17 protein-coding genes are annotated in these 18,929 nt (G+C 64.2%); 11 read left to right on the top strand and 6 right to left on the bottom strand.

The features are described 5' to 3' along the window. Positions 1 to 313: 313 nt before the first annotated feature. The 3 genes from FG95_RS13280 to FG95_RS13270 are packed head-to-tail and all read right to left on the bottom strand — an operon-like array spanning position 314 to position 1,850. On the bottom strand, positions 314 to 1,201 hold the full coding sequence (locus tag FG95_RS13280; protein ID WP_037556484.1) for a pirin family protein: 888 nt from the start codon (positions 1,199 to 1,201) through the stop codon (positions 314 to 316). Further along, on the bottom strand, positions 1,201 to 1,575 hold the full coding sequence (locus tag FG95_RS13275; RefSeq protein ID WP_037556483.1) for a cupin domain-containing protein: 375 nt from the start codon (positions 1,573 to 1,575) through the stop codon (positions 1,201 to 1,203). Before FG95_RS13275 ends, FG95_RS13280 begins: the two co-directional genes overlap by 1 nt. Then, positions 1,572 to 1,850, bottom strand: coding sequence for a BolA family protein (locus tag FG95_RS13270; RefSeq protein WP_037556631.1), 279 nt, complete (start codon positions 1,848 to 1,850; stop codon positions 1,572 to 1,574). The genes FG95_RS13275 and FG95_RS13270 overlap by 4 nt, the downstream gene beginning before the upstream one ends. An 81-nt stretch (positions 1,851 to 1,931) precedes the next feature. Between FG95_RS13270 and FG95_RS13265 the strand changes: the two genes are divergently transcribed. The 4 genes from FG95_RS13265 to FG95_RS13250 all read left to right on the top strand — a co-directional run bounded on the left by FG95_RS13265 (position 1,932) and on the right by FG95_RS13250 (position 5,247). Further along, positions 1,932 to 2,525, top strand: a complete 594-nt coding sequence (locus FG95_RS13265) for a J domain-containing protein (RefSeq protein ID WP_037556482.1) — start codon at positions 1,932 to 1,934, stop codon at positions 2,523 to 2,525. Between the two features lie 10 nt (positions 2,526 to 2,535). Beyond that, positions 2,536 to 2,973 carry an ester cyclase gene (locus FG95_RS13260; protein ID WP_037556481.1) on the top strand — a complete coding sequence of 146 codons (438 nt, stop codon included), beginning with the start codon at positions 2,536 to 2,538 and terminating at the stop codon, positions 2,971 to 2,973. A 91-nt stretch (positions 2,974 to 3,064) separates the two neighbouring features. Continuing rightward, the gene (cobS, locus tag FG95_RS13255) at positions 3,065 to 4,054 is read left to right on the top strand and encodes a cobaltochelatase subunit CobS (RefSeq protein WP_037556629.1); all 990 of its coding nucleotides are present in this window, start codon (positions 3,065 to 3,067) and stop codon (positions 4,052 to 4,054) included. A gap of 20 nt (positions 4,055 to 4,074) precedes the next feature. Continuing rightward, positions 4,075 to 5,247, top strand: coding sequence for an alpha/beta hydrolase (locus FG95_RS13250; protein WP_235211560.1), 1,173 nt, complete (start codon positions 4,075 to 4,077; stop codon positions 5,245 to 5,247). A gap of 3 nt (positions 5,248 to 5,250) precedes the next feature. On the opposite strand, the gene FG95_RS21260 is transcribed toward FG95_RS13250, so the two are convergent. Beyond that, positions 5,251 to 5,382: a hypothetical protein gene (locus tag FG95_RS21260; protein WP_268746863.1), complete on the bottom strand. Its 132-nt coding sequence runs from the start codon at positions 5,380 to 5,382 to the stop codon at positions 5,251 to 5,253. Then, entirely contained in the window at positions 5,379 to 6,572 is a 1,194-nt protein-coding gene (locus tag FG95_RS13245; protein WP_200880200.1) for an MFS transporter, read from the bottom strand. The genes FG95_RS21260 and FG95_RS13245 overlap by 4 nt, the downstream gene beginning before the upstream one ends. A 221-nt stretch (positions 6,573 to 6,793) precedes the next feature. Between FG95_RS13245 and cobT the strand changes: the two genes are divergently transcribed. From cobT to FG95_RS13220, 5 genes are all read left to right on the top strand, one after another. Further along, positions 6,794 to 8,617, top strand: coding sequence for a cobaltochelatase subunit CobT (cobT, locus tag FG95_RS13240; RefSeq protein ID WP_037556478.1), 1,824 nt, complete (start codon positions 6,794 to 6,796; stop codon positions 8,615 to 8,617). Between the two features lie 181 nt (positions 8,618 to 8,798). After that, positions 8,799 to 10,445, top strand: a complete 1,647-nt coding sequence (locus FG95_RS13235) for an acetolactate synthase large subunit (RefSeq protein WP_037556477.1) — start codon at positions 8,799 to 8,801, stop codon at positions 10,443 to 10,445. 135 nt (positions 10,446 to 10,580) lie between these two features. Next, positions 10,581 to 12,014, top strand: a complete 1,434-nt coding sequence (locus FG95_RS13230) for an aldehyde dehydrogenase family protein (protein ID WP_037556475.1) — start codon at positions 10,581 to 10,583, stop codon at positions 12,012 to 12,014. 151 nt (positions 12,015 to 12,165) lie between these two features. Next, positions 12,166 to 13,038: a UDP-2,3-diacylglucosamine diphosphatase gene (locus FG95_RS13225; protein WP_037556473.1), complete on the top strand. Its 873-nt coding sequence runs from the start codon at positions 12,166 to 12,168 to the stop codon at positions 13,036 to 13,038. After that, positions 13,035 to 14,081: a glycosyltransferase family 4 protein gene (locus tag FG95_RS13220; RefSeq protein WP_037556471.1), complete on the top strand. Its 1,047-nt coding sequence runs from the start codon at positions 13,035 to 13,037 to the stop codon at positions 14,079 to 14,081. Before FG95_RS13225 ends, FG95_RS13220 begins: the two co-directional genes overlap by 4 nt. A 32-nt stretch (positions 14,082 to 14,113) precedes the next feature. On the opposite strand, the gene FG95_RS13215 is transcribed toward FG95_RS13220, so the two are convergent. Then, positions 14,114 to 15,070, bottom strand: coding sequence for a DUF4861 family protein (locus FG95_RS13215; RefSeq protein WP_052182363.1), 957 nt, complete (start codon positions 15,068 to 15,070; stop codon positions 14,114 to 14,116). A gap of 210 nt (positions 15,071 to 15,280) precedes the next feature. On the opposite strand from FG95_RS13215, the gene FG95_RS13210 reads away from it, so the two are divergent. Both FG95_RS13210 and FG95_RS13205 read left to right on the top strand, forming a co-directional pair. Next, complete coding sequence (locus tag FG95_RS13210) at positions 15,281 to 16,054, top strand: FadR/GntR family transcriptional regulator (protein ID WP_235211559.1); 774 nt, start codon at positions 15,281 to 15,283, stop codon at positions 16,052 to 16,054. Positions 16,055 to 16,220: 166 nt separating this feature from the next. Further along, complete coding sequence (locus FG95_RS13205) at positions 16,221 to 18,923, top strand: TonB-dependent receptor (protein WP_161786558.1); 2,703 nt, start codon at positions 16,221 to 16,223, stop codon at positions 18,921 to 18,923. Positions 18,924 to 18,929: the final 6 nt, after the last annotated feature.

Below are 18,929 nucleotides of genomic sequence, written 5' to 3'. Positions count from 1 at the left end.
GGCAGGGTAGATCATGGCCGGATTTTTTAGGAAAGGGATTTCTACGGCGAAAAATGAGATAACGGCAAACGACCGGTAGCTGGCATGGCCGCGTAGGCGGCTTCGAATAAGGTTCGCGCAGAGACGCAGAGGTGAAAAGCTGCCCTAGTTGCGCTCTCTGCGCCTCTGCGCCTCTGCGCGGAATATTTGGAAGGCGGCATTCGACCGATTGCGGACATATCTCTCCCCTCCCTAAAAGGGAGGGGAACGGCTTAAGCCCACCCCAAAGCCGCCAGCGGCGCAACCGCGGACAACGCCGGTGCGAGCGACAGGCTCAGGGATAGCTGACTGTCTTCGGCACTTCGGGGATGGGTATGAATTCCTTGCTATCGCCGGGAACGAGCGGGAAATTGCCGTCCTTCCAGTCGCGCTTCGCGGCGTTGATGCGCTCGCGGCTCGAACTGACGAAATTCCACCAGACGTGGCGCGGGGTGGTGAAGGCCTCGCCGCCGAGCAGCATCACCCTGGCATCGCTCGACGCGCGCAGCGTCATCGCCTGCCCGGGTTTCAATATATAGAGGCTGTGGCGTTCGAGCGGCTCGCCATCGAGGGTCGCGTCGCCGATCGCGACGAGCACGGCGCGTTCATCGGCTTCGGCATCGATCGGCAATGTCGCACCGGCGTTCATCAGGATGTCGGCATAGATGGTAGCGCTGTGCTGCGTCGTCGGCGCCGTCGCGCCCCACAAGCTGCCCATGATGACGCGTGCCGACACGCTGCCGTCCTCGACGAGCGGCAACTTGTCGGCAGGGACATGCTCGAACGCCGGATCGATCTCTTCCTTACCGTCGGGCAGCGCCAGCCAGGTCTGCATGCCCGAGATGCCCGAGCCGGTCGCGCGTTCGGCCTGCGGCGTGCGCTCCGAATGGACGATGCCGCGCCCCGCGGTCATCAGGTTGCACGCGCCGGGGCGGATCGTCGCATAGGTGCCGAGGCTGTCGCGATGGTCGATCGCGCCCTCGAACAGATAGGTGACGGTCGACAGGTTGATATGCGGGTGCGGGCGCACGTCCATCCCCTGCCCGATGTCGAAATGCGCGGGGCCGAACTGGTCGACGAAGATGAAGGGGCCAACCATCGTCCGCGCCTTGTTGGGCAGCGTGCGGCGGACGTCGAACGCGCCGATATCGTGGGTCGAGGGGGTGATGACGGTCGTGGACATCAGCCGAGCCTTTCCAGTGTTTTCTTCGTCTTTTCGGTTTCGACATTGCCAGTGTTCAGCGTCGAGGTTGGTTCGAGCAACAGCACATGGCATTCGCCGTCCAGTGCCTCGGGGCAATGTTCGGTGCCGTGCGGCACGATGATGAATTCGCCTGGCTCGACGATCACGTAGCGGTCGCGAAACGCCATTTTCATCCGGCCGGCGACGACGAGGAAGAGTTCGTCCTCGATATCATGGTGATGCCAGTCGAACTTGCCGTCGAGCTTGACCAGCTTCACCTGAAAATCATTGACGTCGCCCGCGACGCGCGGGTTCCACGCGTCGGGGATTTTGGCGAAGGCTTCGGCGAGATTGACCTTGTCGGGCATCGTCATTCGTCCGGCGCCGTGGCGCGGATCGCGAGCGCATGGACGCGCTGTCCCGGCAGGTCGCCGAGCGCCTTGTTGACCGTGCGCTGGCGCGCGACGCGGTTCATCCCGGCGAAGCCCGCCCATTCGATGGCGAGGCTGAAATGCGACTCGCCGCTGCCGTCGTCGCCCATATGGCCGTGATGGCTCGCGCTGTCGTTGCTGAGGGTGAAGTTCGCGTCGGGAAAGGCTGCCGCGAGCAGGCTTTCCATCTCTTGCTGTACGGGGCCTTTGTTGCTCATGGGCTTGACCATAGGCCCTCCATCGCCAAATTATAAGGCCTTCCGGCTACCAACGTCCCACCCCGATTCCGAAAGCCCGCTTTGCCGTCTTCCGCCCGCCCTTCCCGATTCCATGGCCGCGTCCCGCGCGAGGAACGCTGCGCCGCGCCCGGATGCGCCGAGGCCGGCGAGTTTCGCGCCCCCGTCTCGTCGCACCGATCGCCCGACGGGCCGCCGCCTTACCGCTGGCTCTGCCTCGACCATGTGCGCGAATTCAACGCGGGTTATAATTTCTTCGAAGGGATGAGCGCCGACCAGATCATGGCGGCGCAGTCGCCCACGGCCGGCTGGGAAACCGAAAGCCGCGCCTTCCGTCCCGCGGGCAGCGCCGACCTGCCGCCACGCTGGGCCGATTTCCGTGATCCGATGGATGCGCTCGGCGCGCGCTTTCGCCAGCGGATGGACGAAGCACGGCGCGAGGCGGCCAATCCCCGCCTGTCGCGCGAGGAACATGACGCGATGCAGTTGATGGCGCTGCCCGCCGACGCCGACCGCGCGGCGCTCCGCCGCCGTTACAGCGAACTCGTCCGCAAATATCATCCCGACCGGAATGGCGGCGATCGCAGTTTCGAAGCACGGCTGGGTGCGGTAGTCGAGGCCTATCAGTTGCTCAGGAAGAGCAAGGCGTTCGCATAGGAGAGCCGCAATGACCGACCTGGACGAAGCACGGATCGAGGTGGTGCGCCGCCACATGGCGCTCGAGATCACGCACGACTGGGACGGCGTCCTCGCGACCTTCGACCATCCGCGTTACGAATTGATGGGCCCCGGGACGATCTTCGACGGCGAGGCCGCGGTGCGCTCCTATTTCGCGTCGTCGCGCGAACCCTTTCCCGACCAGGCGAACGAGGTCATCGCGATCGCCGCCGACGCCGCGACGAACACCGTGCTCGTCGAATTCTGGCTGACCGGCACGCACACCGGCCCGCTCAAGCTTGGTCTGCGCACGATCGAACCCACCGGCAAGGCCTTCCGCATCCGCATGGCGGCCAGCTTCGAATTCGCGCCGGGTGGCGACAAGATCGTTTGCGAGCGCCCCTATTACGACCAGTCGGCGGTGATGAAGGCGCTCGGCCTCTTCTGAAAAGGCGTTGCAAGGCGCAACCCGTCGCTATACCGCGACGGCGAAGCGCCGCCGCGCGGCGACTCTCCCCGTTTGCTTGCTGGACTTTGCCATGACCGATATCCCGAACAGCCTTCCCGATCACCACGGCTCGACGCTGCTTGCGGCGCCCGATACCGAGGTCGATGCGCGCGAAGTCTTCGGAGTCGATATCGACATGAAGGTGCCGGCGTTCAGCGAGGCCGACGAGCGCGTCCCCGACCTCGACCCCGCCTATGTCTTCGACGGCGACACGACGCTCGCGATCCTCGCGGGCTTCAAATACAACCGCCGCGTGATGGTGCAGGGCTATCACGGCACCGGCAAGTCGACGCATATCGAACAGGTCGCCGCCCGCCTCAAATGGCCGTGCATCCGCGTCAACCTCGACGCCCATATCAGCCGCATCGACCTCGTCGGGCGCGACGCGATCGTGCTGCGAGATGGCCAGCAGGTCACCGAATTCCGGGAGGGCCTGCTGCCCTGGGCGCTGCAGACGCCGACGGCATTGGTTTTCGACGAATATGACGCGGGCCGACCCGACGTGATGTTCGTGATCCAGCGCGTGCTCGAGACCGAGGGCAAGCTGACGCTGCTCGACCAGAACCGGGTGATCCGCCCGAACCCGCATTTCCGCCTCTTCTCGACCGCGAACACCGTCGGGCTGGGCGACACGAGCGGACTTTATCACGGGACGCAACAGATCAACCAGGGCCAGATGGACCGCTGGAACATCGTCGTCACGCTGAACTATCTGCCCGCCGCGACCGAAAGCGCGATCATTCTCGCCAAGGTGCCCGATACCGACGAGACCACCGTCGCCAATATGGTGAAGGTCGCGGATTTGACGCGGCAGGGCTTCATCAACGGCGACATCTCGACCGTGATGTCGCCGCGGACGGTGATCAGCTGGGCGCAGAACACCGCGATCTTCAATAATATCGGCTTCGCCTTCCGCCTCTCGTTCCTCAACAAGTGCGACGAGGCCGAGCGGATGATCGTTGCCGAATATTATCAGCGCGTATTTGGCGAAGACCTGCCCGAAGGCGTCATCGGCAAGTGATATACAAGCGCCACCTTCTGGTGGCGTCCGCCGCTCTGTCGCTCGGCGGCTGCAGCATCGCGGCGGTGGATTACGGCAAGATCCGCCATGCCGAATATGTCGCCGATCCGCGCTGCACCGCTCAGCCGGGCGCGGTCGTCGATGGCGAGGCGCTGCCCTATTTCTTCGCGACGAGCCGTCTGCCCGATTGCCGCACGAGCGAGATCGAACTGCTCCACCACCGCGGCGACCGCATCCGCTATGGCCGCTTCAACGCGCCGCGCGATGTCGAAGTCGGCAAGAAGGAACGCTTCCTTACGCCGCTCGCCTTCCAGACGCCGGCCGACTGGTGGCGCGCACTGCAGGCCGAGACCGACCGCAGGCAGGGCCGCGTTCTTCTCTATGTCCACGGCTATCGCGAGAATTTCAACACGACGTCGAAGGACGCGGCGCAGATCGCGCGCATGACCGGCTTCGACGGCCCGATCGTCGAATATAGCTGGCCGTCGCAGGGCAAGTTTCTGAGCTATGTCGTCGACGAGACGAACATGTATCACGACGTCCGCAATTTCCGCGATTTCCTGAAATCGCTCGCCGAACAGAGCTGGGTCAAGGAGATCGTCGTCGTCTCGCACTCGCTCGGCGCGCGGCTGGTGATCCCCGCCGTCGCCTATGTCGACCGCACGTCGAGCCGCGCCGACAGCAGCAATATCTCGAACGTCATCCTCGCCTCGCCCGACATCGACCGCGAGACGTTCGAGCGCGATATCGAGGACGAAGTGCTGTCGGCGCGGCGCGTCGCGGTGGGCCGCCGGATCACCGCCTATGTCTCGCGCGCCGACAAGGCTCTCGCCGCCTCGCGCGCGATCCACGGCTACCCGCGGCTCGGCTCGCCCTATTGCTTCAATCCGTTTGAGGCCGACGAGTTGAAGGCGAAGGGACTCCCCGAGCGCTGCTACCCCGCCGCGCGCCCGGGATTCACCGTGATCGACACGACCGACGTATCGCGCGGTTCGACCGGGCACAGCAATTTCCTGCGCAGCGCCGTTGTGTGCCGCGATTTCATCGACGTCGTCGCGAACAAGCAGACCCGGCCCGAGCGGGTCCCGACGCACCTCGCGCATGTGTTTCGCCTGGCTCCCGATCCGGCCATACCGAAGGACGGCGACGACGCGATCTGCCACCGCACCCCCGAAACCGAGGCACCCGAATAGCGGCTAGAAACCGCACATGATTGCGAAGTTGGTGAGCCAGACGACCGGTCCCTCGCCGGTCCAGAGCCACAGCCCGCCGAGCGCGACAGCGACGAACAGCGCGAGCGCGATCCAGTCCTGCCGCGCGAGCTTCATGCCGATTGCAGCCGTTTGACCGGCGCGTCGGCGATCGGCAGGTGGACGAGCCCCGCGAGCAGCCCGAGCGCGATCGAGAAGCCCCACGCGATATTGTAGCTGCCGGTCGCGTCGAAGATCAGCCCCGCCATCCACGCGCCGAAGAAGCTGCCGAGCTGGTGGCTCAAAAAGACGATGCCGTAGAGCATCGAGAGATAGCGTATGCCGAAAATGCGCCCCACGATCCCGCTGGTGAGCGGCACGGTGCCAAGCCAGAGGAAGCCCATCGCGCCTGCGAACACCAGCGCGCTGGCATGGCTCAATGGCAGGAATAGGAAGAGCGCAATCACCGCCGAGCGCGCGGTATAGAGCGCCGAGAGCACATATTTCTGTCGCAAGAGATCGCCCGCACGGCCGAAGACATAGGAGCCGAGGATGTTGAACAGGCCGACGAGCGCAAGCACCTGCGCCCCGATCTCGATCCCCAGCCCCTTGTCGTCGAGATAGGCGGGGAGATGCGTCGCGATGAAGGCGATGTGGAAGCCGCAGACGAAGAAGCCCGCGTTGAGCAGCCAATAGCCGCGGTGGGTCGCGGCTTCGCGGAGCGCGTCACGCGCGCTTTGCTCCTCCGCCTGCAGCGTTCCCGGCGTGTCGGTGCGCCCCGCAACGCCGATCGCGAGCAGTCCGCACAGCGCGACGAGCCCGGCCATGATCCAGAGCGTCTGATGATAGCCGACATCGCCGAGCAGCATCGACGCGAGCGGCACGACGAGGAACTGGCCGAGCGACCCGCCCGCGGTGACGATGCCGAAGGCGCCGCTGCGCTTTTCCGGGCTGACGACGCGGCCGACCGCCCCCAAAACGACGACGAAGGTGGTTGCCGACTGCGCCATGCCGATGAAGATACCGAAGCTGATATGCAGCCCGATCGCGTCGGTCGCGAAGGCGGCGCCGATCAGCCCGAGCGCATAAAGCAGCGCGCCGAAAAAGACGACGCGCCCCGCGCCATGCTTGTCGGCGAGCGCGCCGACAAACGGCTGCACGAGGCCGAAGAGCAGGTTCTGGAGCGCCATCGCGAGCCCGAAGTCGGAGCGGCTGATGCCGATATCGACGCTCATCTGCGGCAGAAACAGGCCGAACGACTGACGCACGCCCATCGCGAGCGTGACGATGAAGGCGGCGCAGGCGATAACGATCCACGGGCGCTTCATGGGGGAGAGTTGGGGGGAGCTCATGTCGCGGCGATGCGCCTGCCTTCCGTTTGCGTCAAGCGAGCTTGGCTATCGCGGCCCCTACCTCCCCTTTCGTCATCCCGGGCTTGACCCGGGATCCGCCTGTCTTGAAGCGGAAGAAGGCAGACCCCGGATCAAGTCCGGGGTGACGATTGGAGTAGCCCTTTCTTCATTCCGAAAAGCTGGTTAGAGCCGACTCGATGTCCGCTTCCTCTCCCCTCGACGATTTCAAGGCCGCGCTGTCGAGCGTCGCGCGCGCGGTGACGCGCGATGCCGAGGTCGAGGTCGGTTTCACCGCAGACGCGCCGGCACAGGTCGGCAAGGCGATCAAGGTGCCGACCCCGTCGCGCACGCTGCCCGCCGATCAGGTCGCCGAAGCACGCGGCTTTGCCGACTCTTACGCTTTGCGGATGAAGCACCACAGCGACAAGATCCACAATGCCGCGCGCCCCGCCGAGCCAATTGCGGCCGCAGCATTCGACGCGATGGAACGCGCGCGGATCGAGGCATTGGGGGCGCGCCACATGGACGGGATGCGCGGCAATCTGGCCGCCAGCCTGATGATGCGGATGCGCAGCGACCCGATCAGCCGCGCGCAGAACCGAGAGGACGTGCCGATCTCGAGCGCGCTCGAACTGATGCTGCGCGAAGCGCTGACCGGCGAGCAGGCGCCGCAGGGCACCGAAACCGGCCTGTCGCTGGTGCGCGAGTGGATCACCCAGGAAGCGGGCGGCGACCTCACCGCGCTGTCGATGCAGCTCGACGATCAGGCGGCCTTTGCAGAAACGGCGAAGCTTGCACTCCGCCACCTCGACCTGATCCACAGCGACGAGCCGCTGGAAGAAGGCAGCGAGGACGGCGGCGAGCAGGACGAGAGCGAAGCCGAAGAGAGTCAGGAAGAACAGGAAAGCGAAGACGGCGGTGCCGGCGAATCGCAGGTCGATGCGCGCGCCGAAATGGCGGGCGATCAGGCCGACGACGGCGACAGCGACCCCGATGCACAGGAAATGGAAGCCGACGGCGAACCCGAAATGGGCGGCGAAGGCGACGAGGGCATGCTGCCCGTGCGTCCCAACCGCCTGCCGAGCGACATCCCCGATTTCAACTATCTGCGCTTCACCGAAAAGCATGACGAGATTATCGCGGCGACCGAGCTGTGCGATGCCGACGAACTCACCCGCCTGCGCGCCTATCTCGATCAGCAGATGACGCATCTGCAGGGCGCGGTGACCAAGCTCGCGAACCGGCTCCAGCGACGGTTGATGGCGCAGCAGAACCGCGCGTGGGATTTCGATCAGGAGGAAGGGCAGCTCGACGCCGCACGGCTTGCGCGCGTGATCGTCTCGCCCGGCCAGTCGCTCTCCTACAAGATCGAGCGGGACACCGACTTTCGCGATACCGTCGTGACCTTGCTTATCGATAACAGCGGCTCGATGCGCGGCCGCCCGATCAGCATCGCCGCGATCAGCGCCGACATCCTTGCGCGCACGCTCGAACGCTGCGGCGTGAAGACCGAAATCCTCGGCTTCACGACGCGGACGTGGAAGGGCGGGCAGAGCCGCGAAGACTGGCTCGCCGCGGGTCGTCCCGCCCACCCCGGCCGCCTCAACGACCTCCGTCACATCATCTACAAACCCGCCGACGAACCCTATCGCCGCGCGCGCAAGTCCTTGGGGCTGATGATGCGCGAGGGGTTGCTCAAGGAAAATATCGACGGCGAGGCATTGATGTGGGCGCATCAGCGGATCATCAATCGTCCCGAGGAACGCCGGATATTGATGGTGATCAGCGACGGCGCGCCGGTCGACGACAGCACGCTGTCGGTCAACCACGGCGCCTATCTCGATCAGCATCTGCGCCAGGTGATCGAGTGGATCGAGAACCGCTCGCCGGTCGAGCTGTGCGCGATCGGCATCGGTCACGATGTCACGCGCTATTACAGCCGCGCGGTGACGATCATGGACGCCGAGCAATTGGGGGGCACGATGGTCGAGCAGCTCGCGGGTCTGTTCGACATCGACTAGCGTCGGCTCGGCACGACAGGGGCGGGTGACAACCCCTTTTCCCCTCGTTACAAATCCTTCCCGATACAGCAGGGACTCGCGACCTATGACGAGAGCCGCTGTATCGACATATATGCTGAAGGTCGCCGGCATGATTTGAGGCCGCATCGGTTCGATGCGCGGCTGAGGGGGCGACTGGCATATGAAAAAAGCATCCGACCTGTTCATCGAATGTCTTGAGGAAGAAGGCGTCGAGTATATTTTCGGCGTTCCGGGCGAGGAGAATCTGGATTTCCTCGACAGCCTGTCGCGCTCGAAGACAATCAAGCTGATCCTGACGCGGCACGAGCAGGGCGCGGGTTTCATGGCCGCGACCTATGGCCGCCATACGGGCAAGACCGGCGTATGCCTCGCGACATTGGGGCCGGGCGCGACCAATTTCGTCACCGCGGCCGCTTACGCTCAGCTCGGCGGCATGCCGATGATGATGATCACCGGCCAGAAGCCGATCAAGAAGTCGAAGCAGGGCCGCTTCCAGATCCTCGACGTCGTCGCGATGATGGGGCCGATCACCAAATATACGCACCAGATGGCCTCGTCGGACAATATCCCGAGCCGCGTCCGCGAGGCCTTCCGCCTCGCCGAAGAGGAAAAGCCCGGCGCCGTTCATATCGAGCTGCCCGAGGATATCGCCGACGAACATACCGATTCGACGCCGCTGAAGCGCAGCCATTCGCGCCGTCCGAACGCCGATAGCAAATCGATCCGCGAGGCGGTGAAGGCGCTCGAGAATGCGAAGTCGCCGGTGCTCGTGATCGGCGCGGGCGCGAACCGGACGATGACGAGCCGCATGCTGCTGCAATTCATCGAGAAGACCGGCATTCCATTCCTGACAACCCAGCTCGGCAAGGGCGTGATCGACGAGCGGCATCCGAAATTCCTCGGCTGCGCGGCGCTGTCTTCGGGCGATTTCGTCCACCGCGCGGTCGAGGCGTCGGACTGCATCGTCAACCTCGGCCACGACGTGATCGAAAAGCCGCCCTTCTTCATGCAGCGCGGCGGCCCGACCGTCATCCATGTGTCGACCAAGACCGCCGAGGTCGACCCCGTCTATTTCCCCGATATCGAGGTGATCGGCGACATCGCCAACGCGGTGTGGCAGATGAAGGAGGATATCGTCCCCAACGGCGGCTGGAAATTCGACCATCTGCTCGCCTATCGCAAGGCCGAGGTCGAGCATACCGCGCCGCTCGCCAAGGATGAGCGCTTCCCGATCTTCCCGCCGCATCTGGTGCAGTCGGTCCGCGACGCGATGCCCGACGACGGGATCATCTGCCTCGACAATGGCGTGTACAAGATCTGGTTCGCGCGCGGCTATACCGCGTGCAAACCGAACACGGTGCTGCTCGACAATGCGCTCGCGACGATGGGCGCAGGGCTACCGAGCGCGATGATGTCGGCGATGCTCTATCCGGAGCGCAAGGTCATGGCGATCTGCGGCGACGGCGGCTTCATGATGAACAGTCAGGAGATGGAGACCGCGGTGCGCCTCGGCCTCAACATCACCGTGCTGATTTTGAACGACAACAGCTATGGCATGATCCGCTGGAAACAGGCGAATATGGGCTTCAAGGATTGGGGCCTGACCTATGGCAACCCCGATTTCGTCAAATATGCCGAAAGCTATGGGGCCAAAGGGCACCGCGTCGAAAGCGCGGCGCACCTCAAGGAACTGCTCGCGCATTGCCGCGATACGCCGGGCGTCCACCTGATCGACTGCCCGGTCGATTATTCGGAGAATGATCAGATTTTGAATAATGACATCAAGAGGCTGTCGAAGGAGCTGTAATTCCTCACCCCCTCCCGCTTGCGGGAGGGGCAGCGAGACTTGCGAGCTTGCTCGCTAGTCGCAGCGGGGTGAGATACTTCACCGCCGCTGACCCACCCCCAACCCCTCCCACAGGCGGGAGGGGGGAGAAGCTGAATGAAACTCAAGGACGTCTACCCGCTCTATCTCAACAACAAGGCGGCGCAGCCGAACACCGACCTCGAGGTGATCGACAAGTTCACCGGCGAGGTTGCTTTCCGCACCGCGCTCGCGACCCCTGACATTATCGACGCGGCGATCGCGGGCGCTGTGCGTGCTGCCGAACCGATGGCGCGGCTCGCGAGTTTCGAAAAGCGCGATGTCCTTACCCATTGCGTCGCGCGCTTTCAGGAGCGGTTCGACGAGCTCGCCTACGCGCTGTGCGTCGAGGCAGGCAAGCCGATCGCCGATTCGGAAGGCGAAGTAACCCGCCTGATCGACACCTTCCGCATCGCCGCCGAGGAAGCGACGCGCAACTATGGCGAGGTCCAGCCGCTCGACATTTCGGCGCGCGCCAAGGGCTATATGGGGATGTGGAAGCGCGTGCCGATCGGGCCGTGCAGCTTCATCTCGCCGTTCAACTTCCCGCTCAATCTCGCGGCGCACAAGATCGCGCCGGCGATCGCGATGGGTTGTCCGTTCGTGATGAAGCCGGCATCGCTGACGCCGCTCGGTGCGATCATCATGGGCGAGGTGCTCGCCGAATGCGACATCCTGCCCGAAGGCGCGTTCAGCATCCTGCCCGCGACGCGCGACGGCGCCGACCTGTTCACCACCGACGAGCGGCTGAAACTGCTCTCCTTCACCGGCTCGCCGGGCGTGGGCTGGGATCTGAAGGCCAAGGCGGGCAAGAAGAAGGTCGTGCTCGAACTCGGCGGCAACGCCGCGGTCATCGTCGACAAGGATGCCGATTTTGATCATGCGCTCGCGCGGATCATCTTCGGCGCCTTCTATCAATCGGGCCAGTCGTGCATCGGGGTGCAGCGGATCATCATCCACGCCGACATCTACGACAAGTTCCGCGACATGCTCGTCGCAAAGACCAAAACGCTGGTCGCGGGAGATCCCAAGGATCGCAAGACCTTCATCGGTCCGATGATCTCCGAAAAGGAAGCCGCGCGATTGGACGGGTGGATCGAGGAAGCGGTCGCGAATGGCGCAAAGCTGCTCGTCGGCGGCAAGCGCGAAGGCGCGATGCTCGAGGCCACCTTGCTCGAAGACGTCGACCGCAGCGCCAAGGCGTATCGCGAAGAAGCGTTCGGCCCCGTCGCGATCCTGTCGAAATTCACCGACTGGGATGAAGCGCTTGCCGAGATCAACGACAGCAAGTTCGGACTGCAGGCGGGCATCTTCACGCGCGACATCCACAAGATACTCGAGGCGTGGGATCGTCTCGACGTCGGCGGCATTGTCGTGAACGACGTCTCCTCCTACCGCGTCGACAATATGCCCTATGGCGGGGTCAAGGACAGCGGTCTGGGCCGCGAAGGGATCCGCTTTGCCATGGAAGATATGAGCGAAATCAGAAATTTGGTGATTCGGCCAACCTGATTGGATCATGGTTAATCGCATATGTGTCAAATAGGCAACGTCACCAAAGCGCCTTCAAACTTTCTTCAAACTGTCGCGAGTTTGAATCGCGCGCTGTAACAAAACTCCTGTCTAGGCCGTGGGCAGCCAAAAGCTGTTTACGGAGCACGACATGGCCTCGATTTCGACCCTGCCGATCCCCGCCCGGTTTCCCGACCCGTTCACGACCGATCCGCATATTCCCGAGCGCGTGATCGGCGAACGCCGCAGCTATCGCACCATATGGGTCAGCGACATCCACCTCGGCACGCGCGGCTGCAACGCGCCGCTGCTGATCGATTTCTTCGACCATGTCGATTGCGAGACGCTCTATCTCGTCGGCGACATCATCGACGGCTGGCGGCTCAAGAAGCGCCACTTCTGGCCCCCCGAGCATAATGACGTCGTGTGGCGCGTGCTCAAGCGCGCGAAGCGCGGCACGCGCGTCGTCTATGTCCCCGGCAACCATGACGAGATGGTCCGCCCATTCGACGGCTTCGATTTCGGCGGGGTCGAGATCCGCCGCGAGGCGATCCACGAAACCGCCGACGGCCGCAAATTGCTCATCGTCCATGGCGATGAATTCGATGCCGTGATGCTCGCGCACCGCTGGCTCGCCTTCGTCGGCGACGCCGCCTACACCGCGCTGATGAAATGCAATGTCGTGGTCAACTGGGTCCGTGGCAAGCTCGGCCTGCCCTATTGGTCGCTGTCGATGGTCGCCAAGCACAAGGTCAAGAATGCGGTCCAGTTCATCGGCCGCTATGAGGAAGTCGTCGCCCACGCCGCGCGCTCGCGCGGGGTCGATGGCGTGGTGTGCGGTCACATCCACAGCGCCGAGATGCGCGAGATCGAGGGCACCGAATATTATAACGACGGCGACTGGGTCGAGGGCTGCACCGCGCTGGTCGAGCATCATGACGGAACGATGGAAATCCTGCACTGGGCCGAGGAGGTCGCGGCGCGGAGCGTCCCGACGAAGCTCGCGTTGCCCGCCGCCGCATGAGGATCCTGATCGTCACCGACGCGTGGGAGCCGCAGGTCAACGGCGTCGTCCGCACGCTGCAGGCAACGATCGGTGAATTGCGCTCGGTGGGGCATGAGGTTGGGGTGATCTCGCCCGATCTCTTCCGTTCGGCTCCCTGCCCTTCCTACCCCGAGATCCGCCTCGCATTCGCCGGGCGGCGCGCGGTAGGACGCCGCATCCGTGCCTTTTCCCCGCAGGCGATCCACATCTCGACCGAGGGGCCGCTCGGCCTCGCCGCACGGCGCTGGTGCCTGCAGAACGACTTTCCCTTCACCACCGCCTATCACACGCGCTTCCCCGAATATGTCGCGGCGCGCCTGCCCGTCTCACCGGCGCTCGTCTGGCGCTTCATCCGCTGGTTCCACCGCCCGGCGCGGCACATCATGGTCGCGACGCGCAGCCTTGCGCGCGAACTCGCCGGGCAGGGTCTCGGCCAGACGATGATGTGGGAGCGCGGTGTCGATCACAAGCTGTTCCGCCCCGACCGCGCGCCGCATCCGGCCTATGCCGGACTCGCGCGGCCGATCCAGCTTTATGTTGGCCGCGTCGCGGTGGAAAAGAATATCGGCGCTTTCCTCGACAGCGATCGGCCGGGCTCCAAGGTGGTCGTCGGCGAAGGGCCTGCGCTCGCCGAACTCAAGGCGCGGCATCCCGACGCGCTGTTCCTCGGCAAACTGGGCGGTGACATGCTGGCGGCGGCCTATGCCGGCGCCGATGTCTTCGTCTTTCCCAGCCGCACCGACACCTTCGGGTTGGTGGTCATCGAGGCGCTGAGCTGCGGCACCCCCGTCGCCGCCTATCCGGTACCCGGTCCAGGCGACATCGTGCGCGACGGAGCCGGCGCGCTCGACGAGGACCTGGGCCGCGCGATCGACACCGCGCTGCTATGCGACCGGAAGGACGCAGCGGCGCTCGGCGCGCGCTACAGTTGGCCCAATTGCACCGCGCAGTTCGTGAAGGCGCTGACGTTCCTACCGTCGGTGCCGGCGGTGGACACGGTCGCCACGCCGCACCTCGCCTAAAGCGCGACAGCAGGAAGCGACCGGTTGCGGGATCATCTCGGGACTCTGAAATCCAGCTTCTCGCCGGCCGCATAGGCATCCCATGCCTGGCGCGTGCGAAAGCCGCCCTGTCCCTTGTCCCACGCAGAACCCGAAAAATAGACGAACGGCTTGCCGGGCGCGACGCGTAGCAGGACGAGCTGATTGTCAGCATCGGCGCGTATTTCGGCGATCATCGCGGGATCGACCCGGATCGCGATCGCCATCCGGCCATGATCGCCGTCCGCGGGTCCCCACCACGAAAGAAGTCCCTTCGCACGGTCCACCGTCAGTTCGCCGGCGCCCGACCCCGTGGTCCGCTTGCCGATGCCGATCCCGACGAGGAGCGGTTCGTCGCTGTCGGACGAGATGGTCGAGACCATGCGGGTAAAATGCGTGCCGAGCGGAAGCGTGAAGCGGCGCGTCTCCCAGACCTTGCGATCCACATCGACCGGCCAGGGCGCATAATCGACGATAAAATCGGCCGCCTGCCCGCTTGCGGACAGGATGCGGTGGCTGACGTAGTTGCGCGACGTCCACAGCTTGTTGTCGTGCCAGATGCCGAGCCCGCCGGCGCCGCGCGTCGAACCGACATTGTAGAAGTCCAAGCCTTCGCCGCGATAACTGTGTTGGTCGCCGCTGCGCAGCTGGCGATCGGTGAAGGGCCAGCGCACATTCTTGCCCCACGAATCGATTCCCGAGCCCGAGGGCGGTTCCGCCGCTTCGAGCGCATGGCCGTAAATCCGGTGCGCGGTGCGATCATTCTCCCACAATAGATCGTCGTAGCGATAGTCGGCGCGGACCACCGCGGCCCCGGGCTCGCGGTCAGGCGGCGGCGGGAGCGACCCCGCGACCGCCGGCATGTCCGGCGCCTCTTGTGTCGCCGCGGCTATCGCCGGGGCCACCGCAAGCAAGAACGCCATTGTCGCGGGGGCACGCCCCTTTTTCCAGATGGTCGAAATCCGCGTCATATCTCTCTCCCTGGCAGCGATCCGATCGGGCGACGAACCCGCCTTATGTCACGCTGTGCGACGATGTGGCACCCTTGCGGCCATGGCTCGTGGGCCCGATGGATCAAATTTTTAAAATGAAATGAAATTATTTAAGTTGTCATATGACTTATAATCGCTACACTCAAGCGGATATGGTGCATTATGTGCCAGCAACGGGAGAATGGGCGCGTGAGGCAGGGCGGCAGCAACGCTGTGCATGACGACAGGCTGGCGCTTCGCAAGCGGCGGCCGTCCCTCGTCGACGCCGCGTGCGAGCATATCCGCACCAGCATCATGTCGGGCGTGCATCCGCCCGGCGCCCAGCTCCCTACCGAGGCCGAATTCGTCGATGTGCTCGGCGTGAGCCGGACGGTGATTCGCGAAGCGATCGCCCGCCTTGCGGCGGCGGGACTGGTCGAGGCCCGCCAGGGAAAAGGGCTCTTCGTCAGCGAAACCGCGCGCTACCAGGCTTTCCAGGTCACGCGCGACGAGGTCGAGAATCTCAGCGATGTGATCCAGCTTCTCGAACTCAGGCTCTGCGTCGAAACCGAGATGGCTGCGCTGGCGGCCGAGCGGCGCACCGAGGTCGACGTGATGAATATGCGCCAGCAGATCAGGATTCTTGGCGAGGCCGCAGTCGGCCTTGAGGATTCGGTCAAGGCCGATGTCGAATTCCACAACGTCATCGCCCGCGCGAGCAAAAACACCTATTACGCCAAGCTGATCGATTTCCTCGGCGTCCGCCTCGTTCCACCGCGCTCGCTCTATCTGCGGCAGGGCCAGGCCTATATCGGCGACAGCTACAAGGCGGTGATCAGCGCCGAGCATGAGGCGATCCTCGACGCCATCATCCACCGCGATCCGGACGCCGCGCGGGTGGCGGCGCGAACCCATATGAGCGGCAGCCTCAAACGGCACCGCGAACTCCACGACTTCATGTCGTCCAACAGCCCGACGGGCTGAACCAGACCAAAACACAGACCTGCAGAAGAACTCAGGCACCGAATTACGTCCGGCAGAATAATAAGATCAATCTGCCATACTTGTATGATGTCTTATAGGGAGAGGTCCATTGAAGGTCAGTCTTCGCGCCTCCGTGGCGCTGATGGCACTCGTATCGGGTGCACCCATGGCAATTGCGCAAACCGCGCCAGCCGCCGATCCGGCTGCGGGTGAAGGGCAGGACACGTCGGGCGACATCGTCGTCACCGGCATCCGCCAGAGCCTTTCGCGCGCTGCCGAGATCAAGCGCGAGTCGACCGCCGTGGTCGATTCGATCGTCGCCGAGGATATCGGCAAGCTTCCCGACCTGACCACGGCCTCGGCGCTCCAGCGCGTGCCCGGCGTTCAGGTCGTCGTCGGCGGTAATAACGAGATCGTCGGCGCCCGCATCCGCGGCCTCGACGACATCGTCACCACGCTCAACGGGCGCGAGATTTTCACCGGCGTCGGCCGCGGCTTCTCGTTTCAGGATCTCCCGGCCGAAGCCCTTGCGGGGGTCGATGTCTACAAGTCCAATTCGGCCGAACGGATCGAAGGCGGCGTCGCTGGCGGCGTCAACATGCGCCTGCGCCGCGCGCTCGACTTCAAGGAGCTGACGATCGCGGGCAGCGCGCGCGCGACCTATCTGCAGGAAGCCGGTTCGAAGAATACGATCAATCCGGCGCTGAGTCTGCTGGTGGCCAACCGCTGGGACGCCGGTGAGGGCGAGATCGCGGCGATGGTCGGCATATCCTATCAGCGCAACAAATATGCCCGGCCGATCGCGTGGAACGACTGGACACGCGCCACGAGCGCGGGCCCCGCGGGCTCGCCGCAGAATTTGCACGCGCCCACCGGCTTCGCCGCCGCCATCGAATTCGGCAAATATGAGCGTCCGCAAGCCAATTTCTCGCTCGAATGGGCGCCCGACAGCGACACGACAATCTACGCCGAGGGGCTGTTCGCGGGGTATCGCGGCGACGTCTTCCAGGCGCGCCCGACCTTCCGCGCCTTCACCGGCAACTCGCTCGAGGCGACCGCCGGCGACACCTGCGAGGATTTCGCCGTCGGCCCCGACGGCTATTATTCTGGCAATGTGCAGAGCCCGGACAACCCGACGGGCACCGGCACGATCCGCGAACTGTGCAACGCCACAGGCTATACGGCTCGCAATATCGAATATTACACCGCGACCGTCGCGAACAAGTCGAGCACCGACATCTATGTGATCGCCACGGGCTTCAACAAGGAAATCGGCGCGCTTACCTGGAATACCGACATCTCCTATGAATCCTCGACCAACCGGAACGACAGCTTCCGCGTCGATATCGGCAAGCGCATCGACGAACTGGTCCTGGTCCGCGACGTCGACCATGAGGTTGAGGCGACGATGCCGGGCAATCCGATGAACGATCCCGAAGGCCTCGCCTTCGCCAACGGCATGAGCGAAAATATCAACCGCAGCCGAGGTACTTTGTGGGCCGTAATGAGCGACGCCAAATATGATTTCGACGGGGTCCTCGACTATGTCCAGGCGGGTGTCCGCGTTGCGAAACGCAAGGCCGCCTTCGAGCAATATCTTGGCGGCCCACCAGCCCCAGGCGGCTCGTTTGTGACGCCGCTCGATGGCGCGGGTCTCCCCAGCGATATTCTTTCACAGGCCCCCGGCGTTCCGCAAATGAACGGCGGCGCCTCCTTCCTGCAGCTCGACCCCGACTATCTGGTTCAGGAATCGATCAAGCGACAGCTCAGGACGCTGTACGGCATCTCGCCCGACACGCCGGCCTTCGACCCGACGCGCGACTATGATGCGCAGGAAAAAAGCTATGCCGGCTTCCTGCAGGCGGGTTACGACATCGCGCTGACCGATACGATTTCGATCGACGGCATGGTCGGCGCGCGCCTGACCCGCACTGACCGCGAGATCGCGGGTTCGGGTCGCGTGACCGATCCGGTGACGGGCACGTCGCGGATCGAACTCGTCCGGCGCTCGACCAGCGACACCGACCTGCTGCCCAACGCCAGCGCCCGCATCCGGTTCGGCGGCGGGCTCCAGTCGCGCTTCAATTACTCGAAAACGCTGTCGCGGCCCAGCTTCGGCCAGCTCAATCCGGGCCTCAGCTATGTCGTATCCTACGTCAACACGATCCAGAATTCGGGATCGGGCGGCAACCCCGACCTCCGCCCGCAAAAGGCCGACAGCTTCGATGCGTCGCTCGAATATTATTTCGGCCGCAGCAACTATGTCTCGGCGGTCGCCTTTTATCGCGACATCACGGACCGGATCATCAACGGGACCGAGGTGCGGACGATCGACGGCCTGCAATATGTGATCTCGACCCCCCGCAATCTGGGTTCGGCCAAGATCAAGGGCGTCGAAGTCGGCGGCCAGCTGTTCCTCGATTTCCTTCCGGAAGGACTCGACGGTGCGGGCATAATGGGAAATTTCACCGTCATCGACAGCGAGGTGACAACCCCCGGCGACCGGCTTCAGGGCCTGCCGCTGCTCGGGGTCTCCAAATATAATTACAACATCGGCCTGATCTACGAGAAATACGGCATTTCGGCGCGGATGATTTACACCTATCGCTCGCGATATTTCGACGGCGACATCACCAACGGCCTCTCGCTGCGGCCGGTTTCGATCCCGGTAGGGCTCAACGGCATCCGCGCTGCGGGGCGGCTCGACTTCGGCCTGAACTACGACGTGGCGCCGGGCATCACGGTCAGCCTCGCCGGCACCAACATCACGGGCCAGAAGACGCGCAACTTCGAATCGCGTGAGGATTTCGTTCGCGAAGTGCGGAACGACGACACGACCTATTCGCTCGGGGTCCGCTTCAACTTCTGAGCCTGA

The organism is Sphingopyxis sp. LC363, assembly GCF_000756385.1.
GTDB lineage: Bacteria > Pseudomonadota > Alphaproteobacteria > Sphingomonadales > Sphingomonadaceae > Sphingopyxis.
This window is presented reverse-complemented; position numbering and strand designations above follow the sequence as displayed.

Coding starts and splice junctions, on each gene's coding strand:
- FG95_RS13280 (WP_037556484.1), bottom strand. CDS start 1,201: ATGTCCACGACCGTCATCACCCCCTCGACCCACGATATCGGCGCGTTC.
- FG95_RS13275 (WP_037556483.1), bottom strand. CDS start 1,575: ATGACGATGCCCGACAAGGTCAATCTCGCCGAAGCCTTCGCCAAAATC.
- FG95_RS13270 (WP_037556631.1), bottom strand. CDS start 1,850: ATGAGCAACAAAGGCCCCGTACAGCAAGAGATGGAAAGCCTGCTCGCG.
- FG95_RS13260 (WP_037556481.1), top strand. CDS start 2,536: ATGACCGACCTGGACGAAGCACGGATCGAGGTGGTGCGCCGCCACATG.
- cobS (WP_037556629.1), top strand. CDS start 3,065: ATGACCGATATCCCGAACAGCCTTCCCGATCACCACGGCTCGACGCTG.
- FG95_RS21260 (WP_268746863.1), bottom strand. CDS start 5,382: ATGAAGCTCGCGCGGCAGGACTGGATCGCGCTCGCGCTGTTCGTCGCT.
- FG95_RS13245 (WP_200880200.1), bottom strand. CDS start 6,572: ATGAAGCGCCCGTGGATCGTTATCGCCTGCGCCGCCTTCATCGTCACG.
- cobT (WP_037556478.1), top strand. CDS start 6,794: ATGTCCGCTTCCTCTCCCCTCGACGATTTCAAGGCCGCGCTGTCGAGC.
- FG95_RS13235 (WP_037556477.1), top strand. CDS start 8,799: ATGAAAAAAGCATCCGACCTGTTCATCGAATGTCTTGAGGAAGAAGGC.
- FG95_RS13230 (WP_037556475.1), top strand. CDS start 10,581: ATGAAACTCAAGGACGTCTACCCGCTCTATCTCAACAACAAGGCGGCG.
- FG95_RS13225 (WP_037556473.1), top strand. CDS start 12,166: ATGGCCTCGATTTCGACCCTGCCGATCCCCGCCCGGTTTCCCGACCCG.
- FG95_RS13220 (WP_037556471.1), top strand. CDS start 13,035: ATGAGGATCCTGATCGTCACCGACGCGTGGGAGCCGCAGGTCAACGGC.
- FG95_RS13215 (WP_052182363.1), bottom strand. CDS start 15,070: ATGACGCGGATTTCGACCATCTGGAAAAAGGGGCGTGCCCCCGCGACA.
- FG95_RS13205 (WP_161786558.1), top strand. CDS start 16,221: ATGGCAATTGCGCAAACCGCGCCAGCCGCCGATCCGGCTGCGGGTGAA.